Source organism: Actinoplanes sp. NPDC026670, from assembly GCF_040638175.1.
Lineage (GTDB): Bacteria > Actinomycetota > Actinomycetes > Mycobacteriales > Micromonosporaceae > Actinoplanes.
The window spans coordinates 100,928-116,019 of the sequence record NZ_JBEZXU010000026.1; the positions used below are offsets into that span (position 1 = coordinate 100,928).

Genomic DNA, 15,092 nt, shown 5'->3' on the forward strand with positions numbered 1-15,092 from the left:
GAGCGTTCCTCTCAGAGTGCGCGGAGCGTGTCGAGGACGTCGTCGAGCCAGTCGAGCAGCATCCGCTCGTAGGCGATGCCGCCACGCAGCACCACATGCTGAAGGCGCTCGCCGACGTCCAGCCGTTCAAGATCAGGAAAATCTCTTTTCTCACCATTCAGGTACGTGTGGAGCAGCGACTCGTGTTCGGCCCGGTAGCGCTCGACCTCACCGATCAGCGCGGCGCGCCCGGCGTCGTCGGTGAAGGCGGCGCCGCGGATCTTCACGGCCAGCTCGTGCCGCACCGCCTCCGGCTGGACCGGCGCACGCAGCCACTCGACGAGCGCCGCCTGCCCGTCGCCGGCCACCGAGAAACTCCGTTTGTCCGGCCGGCCGTCCTGGCCGATCTCCTCGGCAACCAGCCAGCCGTCCGCCTCCATCCGCTTGAGGACGCGGTAGATCTGCTGGTGGGTGGCCGTCCAGAACCGGCCGATCGAACGCTCGAACCGCCGGGCCAGCTCATATCCCGACCCGGGCTGCTCCAGCAGCGAGACCAGGATCGCGTGCTCCAGCGCCATGACCGCATCATCCTATGCACTTCGTTGCTGTGCAACTAGTTGCATAATGGCTAGGATCTTCTTCGATGTCCTCTTCGAGTTCCGGACCGGTGCTGCGCCGGGCCCGTGGCGCCGCGCTCGCCGGCGGGCTCGTCCTGCTGCTCGGCTCGGCCGGGTTCTTCCTGCTGCGCTACCGCGTCTACGCGATCCCGACCGCCTCGATGTCCCCGCTGATCACACCCGGCGACCGGGTCGTGGTGGACACCTGGTCCCAGGATGCCGCCCGCGGCGACGTCGTGCTGCTCGACGGCGAAAATCTGCTGGTCAAACGAGTCGCCGCGGTCAGCGGGGAAACCATCACCTGCTGCGACAAGGCGTCCCGGATCACCACGGCGCCGGCATCGGCCGACACCGGACCGCCGGCGACCGGTGCGGAGTCAACGGTGGTCGGCACCGGGACGGCCCCGTTCACGGTCCGCGTGGGCGACGGCCGCCTGTTCGTCCTCGGCGACAACCCGGCCGTCTCCCTCGACTCCCGGGCCGCGGCAGGCACCCCGTCGGAGACCGACGGCAACGGAACCGTGCCGGCTTCCTCGGTGCGAGGCCGGGTGATGGCCGTGAACCTCGACCCGCTCCCCGACCGGGCAGCCACCACCCTGACCCGAACCGCCGCGGCTCTCATCGCCTCCGCAGTCCTGCTGGCCCTCGCCGCCCTGCTGACCCGCCGCCGCCCGCACTGAAGCCCGCCAGCCGTCGCTCACACGCCCTTCGGCACCCGCATTCCCGCGCTGAGCTACGGCTGGCCGTCGCTCAGGCGCCTTTCGGCGCCCGCGCTGCCCACTGAAGCCCGCCAGCCGTCGCTCACACGCCTTTCGGCACCCGCATTCCCGTGCTGAGCGACGGCTGGTGTCTGCGTCAGCCGAGCAGCATGGCGGGAATCAGCCACTCCCCCAGTGCCCCGTTCAGCACGAATACGAGCACCGAAGCGCCGAAGGTGGTTGCGATTCCGATCGCGAAGCCGGCGTACCACCGTCGCCGCCGGTCGCCGCCCTCGGAGAAGTCAGTGGCGGCGGTTCGCCACGGGCGTTCCCGGGCGAGCCAGAACACGAATCCGAATCCGAGCGGCACGCCGAGGACCACCCAGAACCAGAACCACCGAGTACCGATCACCGGTGCCGGCCCGAAACGCAGAATCGCGATGAACGCCAGGATCAGCACGCCGCTCATCGACGTCAACGGAGCCAGCGCGCCGGTCGGGACGCCGCGCCCTGCCTCGGATGCGAGCAGTTCGCGTCTCAGCATCTCGGCGTCCGTGCCGGAGTCCTCCCCGGCGACGTCGTCGGTGATCGTGTAGTGGACGCGGCCGCCCGGCGTCGTCCAGACCAGAAGCGGCCCGTCGCTGCTCCAGGACCGCAGCGAGGAGTGATGATTCCAGGAGAAGCCGGTGCCGCCGTTCCAGGTGTCGCCGTACTGGTACGACTGGATTCGCCCGGCCGCCAGATCGGCTCTCGCCTGCGCCGGGTCGGCCTCACGTGGCGCCGTCCACCAACTCGCGACGGCCCACACCACCCACAATGCGGCCAGCGACGCCTGCACGACCCGCCGCCACGAGATCGGCCGCCGCACCTCAGTCCCCGGCACAGTCGCCCGGCAACATCGTGGTCGTCGTGGTGTCGCCGGCGAAGGTGATCGGCCGTTCCAGGACCAGCTCCCTGCTTGCCGGGACACCCCAGGTACTCACGGTGAGCGGGATCGCCTCCACACTCATGAAGGCGCCGTCGGCCAATGGCGGCTGGCATCGCATGTCCAGCGACCAGACGAGCCTCGCCTCGTCACCCGGCTCCACCGTCACCTGTCGCACCGGCGTCGGATCCGGACCATCTACCGGGAGCCCCGGTATGAACGTGACCTGCTGCCGTGAAAGCCAGACACCGGCGTCGGAGCGGTCCGCCCCGGTCACCGTGAACGGCAGACGGCCGTCGTTGCGGATGCTGAAAGTCGCGGTCACGGTAGCGGCAGGTTTGCCCCGCACAATCATGCGGGTGTCCTCGACACCGTCATTCGCCCAGCTCATCCCAGTCCCGGGGGCGACCAGGCTGCCCTCGCCGAGTCGTGGCCGCCCCCACCAGGCGCCGGCGGAGACGGCGAGCACGACGAGCACTGCGCACCCCACGACGATTCTTCGTCGTGGGGTGCGTGCGGCCCCCGCCGGCGCGTCATCCGCTTCCATGCCGTCCTCGCTTCTGCCCCGTGCCGGCCGGCTGTGGCGCCGACCGCTGGTTGATCGTAAATCCGCACGCCAAACCGACGATCAAGCTGTGAGATTCCGCATCAGAGGACCACCGGCCGTACCTCAGCGCGGTTATGGGTGTGGGATTCCAGGGCTCAGCGACGGCTGGCGGTCCTGGTCTCTGGCCTCTAGCTGTGGCTGTGGGAACCCACCACCTCAGCCGACAGGTCGCTTCCGCGGACCGTGCCGGCCCGGATGAACACCTGGCCCGCCTTCACACCGTTGCCGGAGAAGGCGGGGAGCCAGATGTTCAGCGGCAGCCAGGTGGGGATCAGGTCGGCGGTTATCTCGACCGGGAGCAGTGGCACGTCCAGGTACGGAACCGTGATCAGGCCGCCCAGGTGGGTGGCGTAGATGTCCACGTCGTCGATGTCCAGGTCGATGCCGAGCCGCAGGTCGGGGCCGGGGTCTCCGGTCAGGATCCGGTAGTTGTCGGCCTTCAGGTTGTCGGCGTGGAAGACGAGCGCCTTCACGGCGCCGCTGTCGGTGGGCAGTTCCACGGTTCCGCGGAAGGTGAATCCGGTGGCCATGAGTTTGTCCGCGCTGACCTCGGGGACGTTCTCGCCGTACTTGATCGCGGTGATCCGTCCCGGGTTCGTCATTCGCGGGGCCGCGGTCATCGTGGGGCTCGCCGATACCGAGGCGGACGCCGACGCGGAGATGGAAGCGGACGCCGATGCCGGAGCGCTCGGGCCCGGGTCGCCGGTGGTGTTGCCACCGGCCGGAGCCGAAGTCGGAGGCGGGGGCGGCGTCGGGCTGGCGGAGGCCGGCGGACTGGCCGAGGGGTTCGTGGACGGGTTCGGGCAGGCCAGCCAGAGCCATTCCGGAATCCACCACGGCCGGGTCGCGCCGGGCACCGGAACACACGTCGACACCGCTGCGGGCGCGGCTTCGGCCGGGGGCGGGCGGTGGGCGGCGACCGCGGTCACCAGTCCGGCAGCGACCGCCACCGGCACGGTGACCAGCAGACTCCGCCATCTCACCCGCCGGTGTGCGCCACCCTGCGCCGGGGCATCGGGTGGCGCGGACGCTCGAAGCCCGGCCGGCCCGGCATCGAGAAACGGCAGCGGCCGGGTCTCCCGATGGTCCGGCGCTCCTCCATCGCCGCGATCGTCCGGCGTTCTGACGCCGCCGGGACCGCTCGGCGCCCCGACGTCGCCGCCGTCGTCCGGCGCCCGGACGTCGCCGCCGTCGTCCGACGCTCGAACGTCGCCGAGGTCGTCCGGTGTGGTGACGTCGTGGTGGTCGGTCGGTGGGATCAGGTCCGTGTCGGCGCCGGGGTCGGGCGGGGCGGGCGGGGGCGGGACGGTTCGCCAGCCGAAGGCCATCGCTGCGCCCACCAGGGCCAGCAGCGCGCCGATGCCGCCGCCGCCCAGGTTCGAGGTGACCACCGAGACCAGGGCGCAGATCGAGGCGACCACCGCGACGAACGCACGCTGGGCCGGCGCGAACCAGAAGAACAGGCCGGCCGTGATCAGGATCAAGCCGATCGCCACCCCGGACACCGCCGCCATCCCCACGTGGATCATGACGGGCAGCGGGGCCATCGGCAGCATCAGGATGATCAGGCCGCCCAGAACGACGGCCACCCCACCCCAGAACGGGCGGGTCCGGCGCCAATGCCGGAAACCCGCCCGGCCCGGAACCCGCTCGTCCAGCCCGGCGCTCAGCTCACGCAGCCGGCTCAGAAGCATTCGTGCACACCGGCGGTGACGCTTACCTCCAGGTCGCCGGCGAGTTGCAGGGTTCCGCCGTTGGCCGACCAGGCGGTGCTCTCCACGTCGGCCGTCCGGATCGTCCCGGCCTGCACCCCGAACCGGCCGGGCGGGCCACTGACACCCTTGACCCGGTCCAGCGTGGACGCGTCCCGCCCGGCCTCCACATCGGTGATCACGCCATCGCCACCGAACAGCGCGTCCGCGTCGGCGACCACGTTGGTCCCGGTGATCGGTTCGGTGCGGCCACCCAGCACCTTCAGAGAGATCTTTCCGACCATGGGTACGGCCACGACCGCCGACGTGCACACGTCGCGCAGCGTGGCCTGCCCGACTCCGGCGAGCATCACCGGGTGGTGGGTGCCGTCGACGCTCTGCGCCGTGTCCAGGTACGCGGCGATGTCCGTACCCTCGACGCTTGCGGCTTTGACTTTGAATTGTTGCCCGGAGACGCCGAACGAGGCGGCGAGGGCTCCCTCGGCGATGCCGACGGTGACGCCGCCGAGCACGGCCAGCGAGGGGAGCAGGAGCCAGCAGGCCCGGCCCCAGGAGGTACGACCTTCGTCTGCTCTCATCGGTGTCCGCTATCTCCCGTCGGCGGTGAGGGGGTTGCGCCGCCGGGACAGTCGCCGGCGCAGATCGTTGAGGTAGTAGTCCTTCACCAGGTCACGCACCTTGCCGGGCAGGCGCGGATAGACGGCCTTCGTGACGCCGAAGAAGCCGTCGAACATCCGCTGCTGCCGCGGCGACCAGGTGTAGCCGAACTGCGCCCGGATCGGCGGCGGCAGCAGACCGACGGTGACCAGCCGGTTCAGTGGCTTGGCGGGGCGCATCACGAGCGGGATGTTCTTCGGCCGCATCAGTGCGGCCGCGATCTCCCGGCCCTGGTCGCTGACCCGCAACGTGTTGATCGTGCGGTCCCAGTAGGCGTCGAAGGTGGCGCGGTCGGCCGGCCACGCATCCTCCGGGCAGCCGATCGAGGTGGCGAGAACGCTGTACTGCCGGAAGCACTCGTCCAGCTCGGCCGGTGACAGCGGGCCGAAGACCCGCTGGTAGATCAGGACCGCGGTGTCGTAGAGGGTGGCGTTGACCCAGACCTGGAGATCGGGGTCGTCGGCGTAGTAGCCCGGCCCGGTCACCTTGCGGTGCATCGCGACGACGGCCCGGCTGATCGCCCGGCCCTCCTCGACGGTGCCGAAGAGCACGCCGAACACGTAGCTCATCGTGGTGCGCAGCCGGTCGAGGGGACGTTCGGCGAAGTTGCTGTGGTCGTAGACGCCCTGAGCGACGCCCGGGTGTGCGATCTGGAGCAGAGTGGCCCGGCCGCCCCCGGCGAGCAGGAGCCCTTCGCGGGCCACGCGCCGGATGACCGCGCTGTCGTCGAAGAGACCTTCATCCATTCCAAGAATGTAAACCACGATTAACTTCTTGTGAAAGGATTACAGCTCATGCCGTGATGTTCACAGTCTGACATGAGTCTTCCGATTAACTTAGAGGCCGCCTGTCCATTCCGACACTCCCACGCCCATCGACATGAGGCGATACTGCATCTCGTGACCAGAAGCGGACGGAGCGCGTCGGCATGGTCGACGCTCCGCGCCGCCGGCCACGCCTGGATGTTGAGTGTCATCGCGCTCGGCTCCTACCACCAGACCCGGGGCCAGCCCGGCCGTGACGACCTGGTGTGGAAGTGCACCGAGTACCCCCGGTGCGAGGCCAAGCCCTACTCGGTGGCCTACGCCAGAAAGCGCGGTCTCCAGATGTGCCGGAACAGCCACCCGCACAGTGGCGTCATCAACCTCAGAGATTGGCGACGGACCGGATGACCGTAGGAGGGCTCGGCGCGGAGAGCGTCAAAGGCATGGGCGCGGGCGCCTACCTCGTCACGGTCCTGCCCAGCGCAGCCTCGGTCGCCATGATCTTCGTGCTCTTCAACGCGAACATCTATCCCTGGACCACACCGCCGCCAGGTGTGTCACGAGGGTACGAATCACTGGTCACCGCCGTGGAGAGACTGGGCCCGGTGGGCAGCGCCGTCATGGTCGCGTTGATCTTCCTGCTTGCCGTGCTGGTCCGGCCTCTGCACGTCGCCGGCGTCCAGCTCCTGGAGGGATACTGGAGCAGCCGGCCGGCGCTCGGACTGCTGGAGGCAGTGGCCAAGGAACGACACCTGCGACGCCACAGCCGGGCTCGGGCCCGCGCGGCGCGGCGCGGGAGAACGCTACGACCTCGACACCGTCACCACGTTCCCGCGACTCTATCCCTTCCTCCACCCTCGCCTGCATGCCGAACTCGTGACCCAGTTCAATCTCCTCGACACCGCGGCGGCCTTCACCGTCGTCTTCTGGGCCCTCGCCGTCCTGTCGGCGCCGGTGATCTTCACGGGTGGCTGGTGGGCGCTGTTGCCGGTGGGGCTCCTCATCGGCGGCCTCTTCAGTTACGCCGGAGCCCTGGTCACCGCCCGCCAGCACGGCACCCTGCTTGCCACCGCCTATGACCTGCACCGATTCGACATGCTCAGAAACCTTCACGTGGCGCTGCCGAAGACTCCGGAACAGGAACGCACGACGAACCAGCGGGTGAGCCGCTTCCTTCGGTACGGCCGGCCGTATCTGACCGGGCTCGATTACGACGAGAACGGCAAGATCGCCATCAAGTACGAGCATCCCGAACCGGACACCACGTCGCCCTCGCCGGCCTCAGAGCCGACCAGCAGCAACTGAGCATCACCCCTTGCGTGCCTCCAGTTCGACCAGGCCGACGAGTCCCATCACATGGACCACGACGTCCGGGCCGGCCGCACCCGGGGCCAGGTCGTTCCCGGCCTCGGCGCTGGACATGACAGGCACCGGATGATCGATCCGCCCGTCGAAACTGATGCCCCACGTGTGCTGCACCCGTCCGGCCGCCACTCGCCTTCCGTCGGGCAGTCGCAGGACCACTCGACCCGCATAACAGTTCACCGCGATCTCCACGATGCCGTCGGTCACCACCGCCGGGGTGAGGTCCAGCATCGCCGTCGCGCCGACAGCCGTCACCGTCACGTGCTGCGGCGCAGTCACCCCATGGGGCAGTTCGAGATCACCCGAGACGAGGGCCGCGGTCAGCCGCTGCACCGGATCCGTCCAGTCCCGGCCCCGCCGAGAGCCGGACAGGATCACCGCCGCGCCCAGCCCGGCCATGATCACACCGGCCGCCACCTGGACGTTACGAACGGTCAGCAGCCCGAACCGGGACGCCAGGAACGGCACCGCCAACGCCGCCAGCAGCAGAGGCGCACGCAATGTCCCCTTCGGCGCGGCGAGCGTCAGAAAGACGAGCAACGCGACGGCCAGAATGACGACGTCGATGTTCTCGGCGACGGTCAGCGCCCCGCTACGGAGACCTTCCGGGCCCACTGTCGCAACCGCCACGCCGACGCCCACCAAGCAGATCGCCCCGCCGGCTCGCCACGGCCCCATCCACTGCTCCGATCACGTCATCGATTGGCGATGGCCAATCTGCCACCAACGACGCCACGACCGGTACCCGGCACGCCGATCATCCGCCCCCTCCGGTGATCTGGTCGAGCGGGATGGCGACGGTCTCGATCCAGGACGGTGGCGGCTCGGCGCCCTCGCCGACCAGACCGGCGATCACCCGCACATTGCCGGGCCGGCCGTCCGGCCACGGAGTGTAACCGTCGGTCAGGACGATGACGATGTGCGGCCGTTCCTGGGCACGCAGCGCCTGATCGATGCCGACCCGCATGTCGGTGCCGCCGCCACCGGCCAGCACCACATCACCGACCGTGTTGACCCGGCGAACCTCGTGCACATCGGCGTCACAGGCCAGAACCGTCACCCGGTTACGCCCGATACCGACGGCGCGCAGCACCCCGGCGACCTCGCCGAGAACCGCCCGCAACTCGTCGCCACCCATCGAACCGGACGTGTCGACCACCACGGCCACCCGTGGCATCGGGCGGCGCAGGCTCGGGAAGACCACCCGTGACACGGCCGCCCCGCGCCGGGACGGACGCTGATAGGTGTAGTCGACCGCCCCGGACGCCCAGGACGCGGCCTCCCGGACCGCGCCGGTCAGCGCCCGCCGCCAGTCCACCGTCGGTTCCAGGATGTCGTCGGCCCAGCGGCGCCAGCCGGCCGGAATCCGCCCCCGCGCCTTCGCGTGGGCCCGCATCTCGTTGGCGGCCTGCCGCCGGATCGCAGCCGCCTCGACCGCGCTGACCCGGGCCGCGTCGGACAACTCCCACGGCATCCGCCGGCCGTGCGCCCCCGACCCGCACTCCGGATGGTGCGGAGTCGGTGGGATGGCGGGCAGATACTGCTCGAACATCTGCCCGTCCGGCAGGCCGAACGTCGCCGGGCGCAACGCGTTCGACGGCAGCGACGAGATGTCGTCGTTGATCTCGCAGTCCTGCGCGATGTTGACCCGGTGGTGGTCATGCCGCAGCTCGGGCGTCAACAGAGCGGCCCGCCCGTGATGGTCACGCAGCAGGTGGGCGACCTCGTGCACCCAGACCGCGGCCAGCTCGTGCACCGGGGTCTCCTCGACGAACACCGGATTCACATAACAACGCCAGTGCCGGTCCACCCCCATCGTCGGCACCTCCCGGCTCGGCACCACCGTGAGGCTGTAGAGAGCGGACGCCAGATAGGGCTGGGACCCGGCCGCTTTCAACCGGGCGGCGAGCAGCTTCGTCCGGTCCAGCGAAGCCGCAGCAGACTCGGGCGTGCCATCTGGCGGGTCAGGAGCCACCGGTCAGCAATCCGGAAGCGGTGAGCACGCCGAGGAACGCGTCGATCGAGGCCGGCACCGGCCAGGCCGGCTCCCGCATGCGGGCCAGGTCGAACGCGGCGCGGGCGGCCACATCGGGAACCCCGGCGTCGACCGCCTTGGCCAGCACCGTCCAGCCCGCCTCCCAGCGCTCCCGGGTGACCCTCGCCTCGATGGCGGCGACCACCGCGGTGAGAAACGCCAACTGCCGGTCACCGCGCTCGGGGAGGGCGAACGCCTCCGGATTGGCGAGGACCCGCTCCGGGTCGGGCAGGTCGAGCTCCTCCAGGTAGGTGGTCAGCTCCAGGCCGGCACCGTCACCGACCGCGCCGATGACGGCGGTGGCCAGGGCCTCCCGGCTGGTGCCGGCACAGAAGTGGAAGACGAGCAGGCGCAACACCATGTCCCAGGTACGCGGCGAAGGCCAGGCACCACCCCGGGCCTCGGCGTCGGCTGGCAGGTGGTGGGTGAGACCGGGCCGGGCGGTGAGGAAACCGGCGATCGCCCCACGGGCGCGAGCCAGGGCGCTGTCGGCCCGGTCGGCGGCGACCACCGGCACGTCGATGCGGGGCCACACCCCGGCCAGGCCGCGGGCGACGACCCGAGGGTCATGGGCCCAGTGCAGGTGGACGAAGCGGTTGGCCAGTGGCGGGCTCAGATGCCAGCCGTCGGCCGCCGACGACGGCGGGTTGGCGGCCGCGACGATCCGCACCTCGTCGGGCAGGGTCAGGCTGCCGACCCGGCGCTCCAGGACGACCCGGAGCAGCGCCGCCTGCACAGCCGGTGGCGCGGACGACAACTCGTCGAAGAACAGCAGGCCACGGCCACGGCGGGCGAGCCGGACGGCCCAGTCGGGCGGGGCCATCGGGACGCCCTGGACCGCCGGGTCGTCGCCGACGATCGGCAGGCCGGCGAAATCGGACGGCTCGTGCACGCTGGCGATCACCGTCTCCAACGGCACGTCGAGGCCCTCGGCGAGCTGACCGAGCGTCGCCGACTTGCCGATGCCGGGCTCGCCCCACAGCAGCACCGGCAGGTTGGCCGCGACGCACAGGGCGAGGGCCGCGGCCCGGTGGTCGGTGACCGGCTCGGTCCGGGTGGAACGGATGCGGCGCAGCAGGGCGTCGGCGGCATCGAGGCCGGCAGTCATGCGCTCTCCCGGGGGCAGGGGGTCAACGCCGCGGAGCATACGCGAGCCCACCGACATTTCCGGCCACGATTTCACGCCACCGGTGGCGGACGAGCCAGCACCGGGAGGGCGCCGCCGTTCGCGATCCGGACCCTACGGCCGCCCACCGGCATTTTCGGTCAGGGCGACCGTTTGCGCAGGTAGGCGATGGCGGACTCGAAGTCGGGATCGAGATCTTCGAGATAGTCGAGGTAGTCCTCGCAGTGGTCGAGCACCGACATGTCGTACTGGTTGGGCAGGTGCGGGTCGGCGCCCGCGTCGATCAGGGCGATGATCAGATCGGCCGGCCAGCGGTGGATCACAGCCAGGTAGAGCGGGGTGCTGCCCTCCTTGTCCCGGGCGTTGACGTCGAGGCCCTCGGCGATCAGGCGGGGCAGCAGGCGCACGTGGTCGAAGGCTCGCGCCCGGTGCATCAGCGTGCGTCCGCGGCTGTCGCGCAGGTGCGGGTTCATGCCGGCGTCGAGGAGTTCGAAGACGGTCCGGGTGCCGCCGTGGATCATGAGCTGCCACAGGTCCTCGCGGTGGGCCCGGAGCCGGCGCGGGAGCCGGCCGGGTGCGCCGTGCCAGGTCTGCTCGGCCGCGAAACAGCCGCTGACCGTGCCGCCGAAGGCGCTCATCGCACGTTCGCGCTGACGTTCGGCGTCGGTGTGCCCGTGCAGGTCGAGCCGGCCCAGCCGGACGCCGACCTCGTGCCAATGCCCACGACACCTGACCCGGACGTGCCCCACCGCAGCCGGTGCAGGACCGGCGGCAGCCATCGGACCGGAATCGGCGGCGGCCGTCGGACCCGAGCTCGCGGCGGGTGCCGGGACGGGACCGGCAGGCGGAACCGGAGCGGTCGCCGGTGCGAGACCGGCAGAGACGGGCGCCTGAGATGCGAGACCCGCAGCAGGCTCCGTGGGCAGCCCGGAGGCGCCGGGAAAGAGGGCCTCCCGGACCATCGGGTGCAACCCGGCCGGCGTGATCCGGGCGCCCCGGACGAGGTCGAGGTCGACCTGATAGCGGGCCAGTTCCGGATCGAGCCGGGGCAGCTTCCGCTCGGCCGCGGAGTAGCGGCCGGCGACCGACTGCCACGTCACCAGCACGTAGTCGCCGTCCACGTCGAACTGGAGGAACTGGCTGTAGGCGGTCCAGAGCACCGAGGTGGTCAGGCCGAATCCCCGGGCGAGCAGGCGCACCTGGCCGATCAGCCGGATCGGGTCGACGGTCCGCAGCGTCGCGTCGTCGTCATACCCGGGCCAGAGAACCGACGGGTCGTCGCCGAGCACGAACCCGGCCTCGGCGAACGCCCCGGCGATGGTGGGCGACAGCCGCACCCGCTCGGCCCGGGCCGCCGGGTCGTCACCGGTGCCGAGCATCTCGACCGGCAACTGTTCACCGGCGGCGGTGAACCCGGGCGCCCGGTCGGCGGAGCCACCGATGGCGGCCCGCAGCTCGTCGGCATGCCGCGCGTCCCAGAGATGGGCCGGCAACAGCGACACCTCGCTGGGGTCGAGCTGCGCCCAGTCGGCGGTGCCGACGCTGAGCCGCTGGGAGCCGAACATCGACGGGACCGCCTCCAGGACGGGCACGACGGCTTCCGGGTCGAACACCGCGCCCGCGGGGACCAGCACATACGTCCGGTCGACGGCGAGGGTGGTGTGCCCGCCGAGGGCCCGCGGCAGGTGCCAGCGCAGCAGATCAGGCGCGAGATGAGGGACGAGCGCGGCGGCGGCCTCGGACACGTCGATCCGGCCGGCCGCCCAGGCGGCCCGCTGGTCGCCGCGCTGCCGGGCCGCGGCGCACTCGGCGATCATCCGCTGTGGCACGGCATAGTGGCGGATGCGCTGCCACTCGGCGAGCGCGAGTGGATCGTGACCGCTCACCGCAACCCCTCCCGAATCGACCGGAGCATACGCGAACCGTGCGTCAACGCGCGTCCCGGCGCAGTTGCTCCAGCGCCGCCACGAAGTCGGGCCGCAGCCGGTCGTCGTAGCGCAGCATCTTGCGCGCGTGGTCGACCACCGTCTCGCCGTCATGGTTGCGGACGCGGAGGTCGGCGCCGGCGTCGACCAGGGCGGCGAGCACGTCGACCGGCCCGAACTGCTGGGTGATGCGGTGCAGGGCGGTGTAGCCCTCCTTGTCGACGGTGTCGATGCCGACGCCGGCGGCGAGCAGGCGGGGCAGCGCCCGGCGGTGGTCGAACGCGGCGATCCGGTGGATGAGAGTGCCGCCGGCGCCGTCGCGTAGCTGCGGGTCGAGGCCGGTGTCGAGCATGTCGAGCAGTGTGCGGGTGCCGCCGTGGATCAGGTGCTGCCACAGCTCGGCCCGGTAGGCGCGCAGCCGCCGTGGCAGTCGGCCGAGTTCGCCGTACCACATCCTCTCGACCGCGAAGCAGCCGGTGACCGCACCGCCGAGGGTGCCCATCGCGGATTCCCGCCGCCGTTCGTCGAGGGTGTGCGCGAGTGGGTCGAGCCGCCCCTGCCGGACCTCGATCTCGTGCCAGACGCCGCCGCAGCGAACCCGGACCAGATCACCGCCGGCAGGTGTGAACGGGTCCGCCGGAGCGCCGGGGAAGAGCGCCTCGCGCACGAGGGGGTGCAGGGCGCCCGGGGTGAGCCGGCCCTGCCGGATCAGTTCCAGGTCGGCGCAGTAGCGCGTCATGTCGATCAGGATCTGGGGCCGGTCGGGGGCGGTGGCCCGGCTGACCCGGATCGTGTCGCCGTCAACGAACACGGTCAGGTAGTCGTAGTAGTTGTCGGTGACCGTCCAGGCCCGCTCGCCCAGGCGTGCCGCCAGCCAGCGGGCGTCGTGGGCGAGCCGGAGCGGGTCGAGTTGTTGCAGGTACCAGTTGCGGTCGGCGCTCGACCAGTCACCGTCCTGCCCGGCGGTGAACTCGAACCCGGCCGCGAGGAAGGCCTGGCGTCGTCGGGGCGCCCGCCACACCCGTTCGGCGCGGGCGGGCAGGTCGTCGCCGACGCCGACGGTGTCCTCGGGCTGGGGCTGCGCGGTCGCGGTGAGCAGCGGGAGACGCCGGTCGGAGCCGCCGACGGCGGTACGGAGCCCGGACGTGTGCCGGGCGTCCCAGAGGTACGCCGGAACGGGCGCCGTCCGCTCGTCACGCAGACCGTCCGCCCCGCGCACCGCGCCGAGCCGCAGCCGTTGCGACGCCTGCGCGGTGACCGGCGCCCGCACGGTGAGCAGCACCGTCTCCGGCCCGACCGGCTCGTCCGGGATCAGCAGGTAGAGGTAGCCGCCGGCGAACGTCGTCGACCCGTGCAGGGCCCGCGGCAGGTGCCAGCGCAGCAGGTCGGGCACCAGGTGCACGGCCCGGGCCCCGGCCTCCGCGGCCAGGCCGGGATCGAAGTCGACGTCGATCCGGGCGGCCTCGCAGGCGGCCCGCCAGTCGCCGCGCTCGCGTGCCCCGGCGCACTCGGTGATCATCCGGGCCGGGACCGCGAATCTCCGGATGTTGCGCCAGTCGGACAGGAACAGGGCACGGCTCACCGGTAGACGCTCACGATGGCGTTGATGTCCGCGTGGGGCGCGTCGGACGATTTCGGGGCGAGCCGCCGCATCCGCCGTGGCACCCCGCCGTTGATGCCCAGGTGGTCGAGCCCCGTGCCAGCCGCCAGCAGCAGTTTTGCGCCGCGCCCGCCGACGCCGGTGAACCGCACGTCGAGCCGCCGGAGCGCGCTGCCCGGCAGGGCGCCGGCGAGCAGGGCGGCGCCGGTGTCGCCGACCACGTTGGCACGGCCGCCGAGGGCCCGCTCGGACGGCGGGCGGGACAGGTCGAGGGCGGTCCACGAGCGGAGGTTCGCGGCCAGGGCGGTGACGTCGGTGATGCCGTTGCCACCCAGGCCGAGCGTCATCGCGTACTCGGAAAGGTTGTCGGCCAGCGTCGCGGCGCCGGTGTCGCCCAGGTGGTTGACGGCCAGGTAGAGCTCGCGGACCCCGCCCTCGCGGACGAACCGGGAGAGGACCGGAACCGCATCCGGCCGCAGGCCGTTGCCGCCGAGGAAGAGGCGCTCGAGGCCGCCCGGCCGGGCGGCGAGGGCGTCGGCGAGCGGCTCCAGACCGGCCGCGGTGAGGCCGGTGTTGACCAGATCGAGGGTACGCAGAGCCCGGTTGCCGGGCAGCGCGGACGCGAGCCGGGCGACCCCGTCGTCACCGATCGGGTTACGTTTGAGCCAGAGCGCACGGACGGTGTCGTCGCCGGCCAGCCGGTCGGCGAGCGCACCCGCCCCGGCCGCGTCGATCCGGTTGCAGCCCAGGTAGACGGTGCTGATCCGGTGTCCGTCGGGCAGCGCGCCAGCGACCGCACGGGCGCCCTCGGACCCGAGCCCGTTGGTGCCGAGCAGCAGGTGGGTGGCGTGTGGTGAGGCGGCCGCGACCCGGACGACCCGGGCCGCCTGGACCGGGCCGAGGCCCTGTTTGCACAGGTCGACACGGCCGTCCGGGCGGATCAGGCCGCGGGCGAACTCCTCGGTCGTGGTGACCGGGCCGGGCGCGGCGAGCCGGCCGAGGATGCCGTCGAAGTCGCCCGGGTCGGCCAGGCCGCGATCCGGGTCGGCGATGGCCGGGCACCGCACCTGCATGTCGCCTCC

15 protein-coding genes are annotated in these 15,092 nt (G+C 71.6%); 3 read left to right on the forward strand and 12 right to left on the reverse strand.

Features of this window, described 5'->3' with window-relative positions:
* Window positions 1-11: 11 nt before the first annotated feature.
* Window positions 12-557 carry a PadR family transcriptional regulator gene (locus tag AB0E94_RS25190; RefSeq protein WP_360330161.1) on the reverse strand — a complete coding sequence of 182 codons (546 nt, stop codon included), beginning with the start codon at window positions 555-557 and terminating at the stop codon, window positions 12-14.
* Between the two features lie 65 nt (window positions 558-622).
* On the opposite strand from AB0E94_RS25190, the gene lepB reads away from it, so the two are divergent.
* The gene (lepB, locus tag AB0E94_RS25195) at window positions 623-1,276 is read left to right on the forward strand and encodes a signal peptidase I (protein ID WP_360330164.1); all 654 of its coding nucleotides are present in this window, start codon (window positions 623-625) and stop codon (window positions 1,274-1,276) included.
* Between the two features lie 175 nt (window positions 1,277-1,451).
* Here lepB and AB0E94_RS25200 read toward each other — a convergent pair whose 3' ends face one another.
* The 5 genes from AB0E94_RS25200 to AB0E94_RS25220 all read right to left on the reverse strand — a co-directional run bounded on the left by AB0E94_RS25200 (window position 1,452) and on the right by AB0E94_RS25220 (window position 5,941).
* The gene (locus tag AB0E94_RS25200; RefSeq protein WP_360330167.1) at window positions 1,452-2,162 is read right to left on the reverse strand and encodes a hypothetical protein; all 711 of its coding nucleotides are present in this window, start codon (window positions 2,160-2,162) and stop codon (window positions 1,452-1,454) included.
* Between the two features lies 1 nt (window position 2,163).
* Window positions 2,164-2,709 (reverse strand): hypothetical protein, encoded by a 546-nt coding sequence (locus AB0E94_RS25205; RefSeq protein ID WP_360330170.1) that lies wholly within the window; start codon window positions 2,707-2,709, stop codon window positions 2,164-2,166.
* Window positions 2,710-2,954: 245 nt separating this feature from the next.
* The gene (locus tag AB0E94_RS25210) at window positions 2,955-4,520 is read right to left on the reverse strand and encodes a DUF6114 domain-containing protein (protein WP_360330173.1); all 1,566 of its coding nucleotides are present in this window, start codon (window positions 4,518-4,520) and stop codon (window positions 2,955-2,957) included.
* Window positions 4,511-5,116 (reverse strand): DUF6230 family protein, encoded by a 606-nt coding sequence (locus tag AB0E94_RS25215; RefSeq protein WP_360330176.1) that lies wholly within the window; start codon window positions 5,114-5,116, stop codon window positions 4,511-4,513. The genes AB0E94_RS25210 and AB0E94_RS25215 overlap by 10 nt, the downstream gene beginning before the upstream one ends.
* A gap of 9 nt (window positions 5,117-5,125) precedes the next feature.
* Entirely contained in the window at window positions 5,126-5,941 is an 816-nt protein-coding gene (locus tag AB0E94_RS25220) for an oxygenase MpaB family protein (RefSeq protein ID WP_360330178.1), read from the reverse strand.
* A gap of 153 nt (window positions 5,942-6,094) precedes the next feature.
* Here AB0E94_RS25220 and AB0E94_RS25225 point away from each other — a divergent pair, with 153 nt between their 5' ends.
* Together AB0E94_RS25225 and AB0E94_RS25230 are read left to right on the forward strand one after the other, a co-directional pair.
* Complete coding sequence (locus AB0E94_RS25225) at window positions 6,095-6,367, forward strand: hypothetical protein (protein WP_360330180.1); 273 nt, start codon at window positions 6,095-6,097, stop codon at window positions 6,365-6,367.
* Window positions 6,368-6,835: 468 nt separating this feature from the next.
* Entirely contained in the window at window positions 6,836-7,264 is a 429-nt protein-coding gene (locus AB0E94_RS25230) for a hypothetical protein (protein WP_360330182.1), read from the forward strand.
* A 3-nt stretch (window positions 7,265-7,267) separates the two neighbouring features.
* Here AB0E94_RS25230 and AB0E94_RS25235 read toward each other — a convergent pair whose 3' ends face one another.
* The 6 genes from AB0E94_RS25235 to AB0E94_RS25260 all read right to left on the reverse strand — a co-directional run bounded on the left by AB0E94_RS25235 (window position 7,268) and on the right by AB0E94_RS25260 (window position 15,083).
* The gene (locus AB0E94_RS25235) at window positions 7,268-8,002 is read right to left on the reverse strand and encodes a hypothetical protein (protein WP_360330185.1); all 735 of its coding nucleotides are present in this window, start codon (window positions 8,000-8,002) and stop codon (window positions 7,268-7,270) included.
* Between the two features lie 79 nt (window positions 8,003-8,081).
* Entirely contained in the window at window positions 8,082-9,299 is a 1,218-nt protein-coding gene (locus tag AB0E94_RS25240) for a VWA-like domain-containing protein (protein ID WP_360330187.1), read from the reverse strand.
* Window positions 9,289-10,467, reverse strand: a complete 1,179-nt coding sequence (locus AB0E94_RS25245; RefSeq protein WP_360330190.1) for an AAA family ATPase — start codon at window positions 10,465-10,467, stop codon at window positions 9,289-9,291. The genes AB0E94_RS25240 and AB0E94_RS25245 overlap by 11 nt, the downstream gene beginning before the upstream one ends.
* Before the next feature lie 158 nt (window positions 10,468-10,625).
* Window positions 10,626-12,371, reverse strand: coding sequence for an ankyrin repeat domain-containing protein (locus AB0E94_RS25250; RefSeq protein WP_360330193.1), 1,746 nt, complete (start codon window positions 12,369-12,371; stop codon window positions 10,626-10,628).
* 43 nt (window positions 12,372-12,414) lie between these two features.
* Window positions 12,415-13,992, reverse strand: coding sequence for a hypothetical protein (locus tag AB0E94_RS25255; RefSeq protein WP_360330196.1), 1,578 nt, complete (start codon window positions 13,990-13,992; stop codon window positions 12,415-12,417).
* Window positions 13,989-15,083, reverse strand: coding sequence for a gala protein (locus tag AB0E94_RS25260; protein ID WP_360330199.1), 1,095 nt, complete (start codon window positions 15,081-15,083; stop codon window positions 13,989-13,991). The genes AB0E94_RS25255 and AB0E94_RS25260 overlap by 4 nt, the downstream gene beginning before the upstream one ends.
* Between the last annotated feature and the right edge of the window lie 9 nt (window positions 15,084-15,092).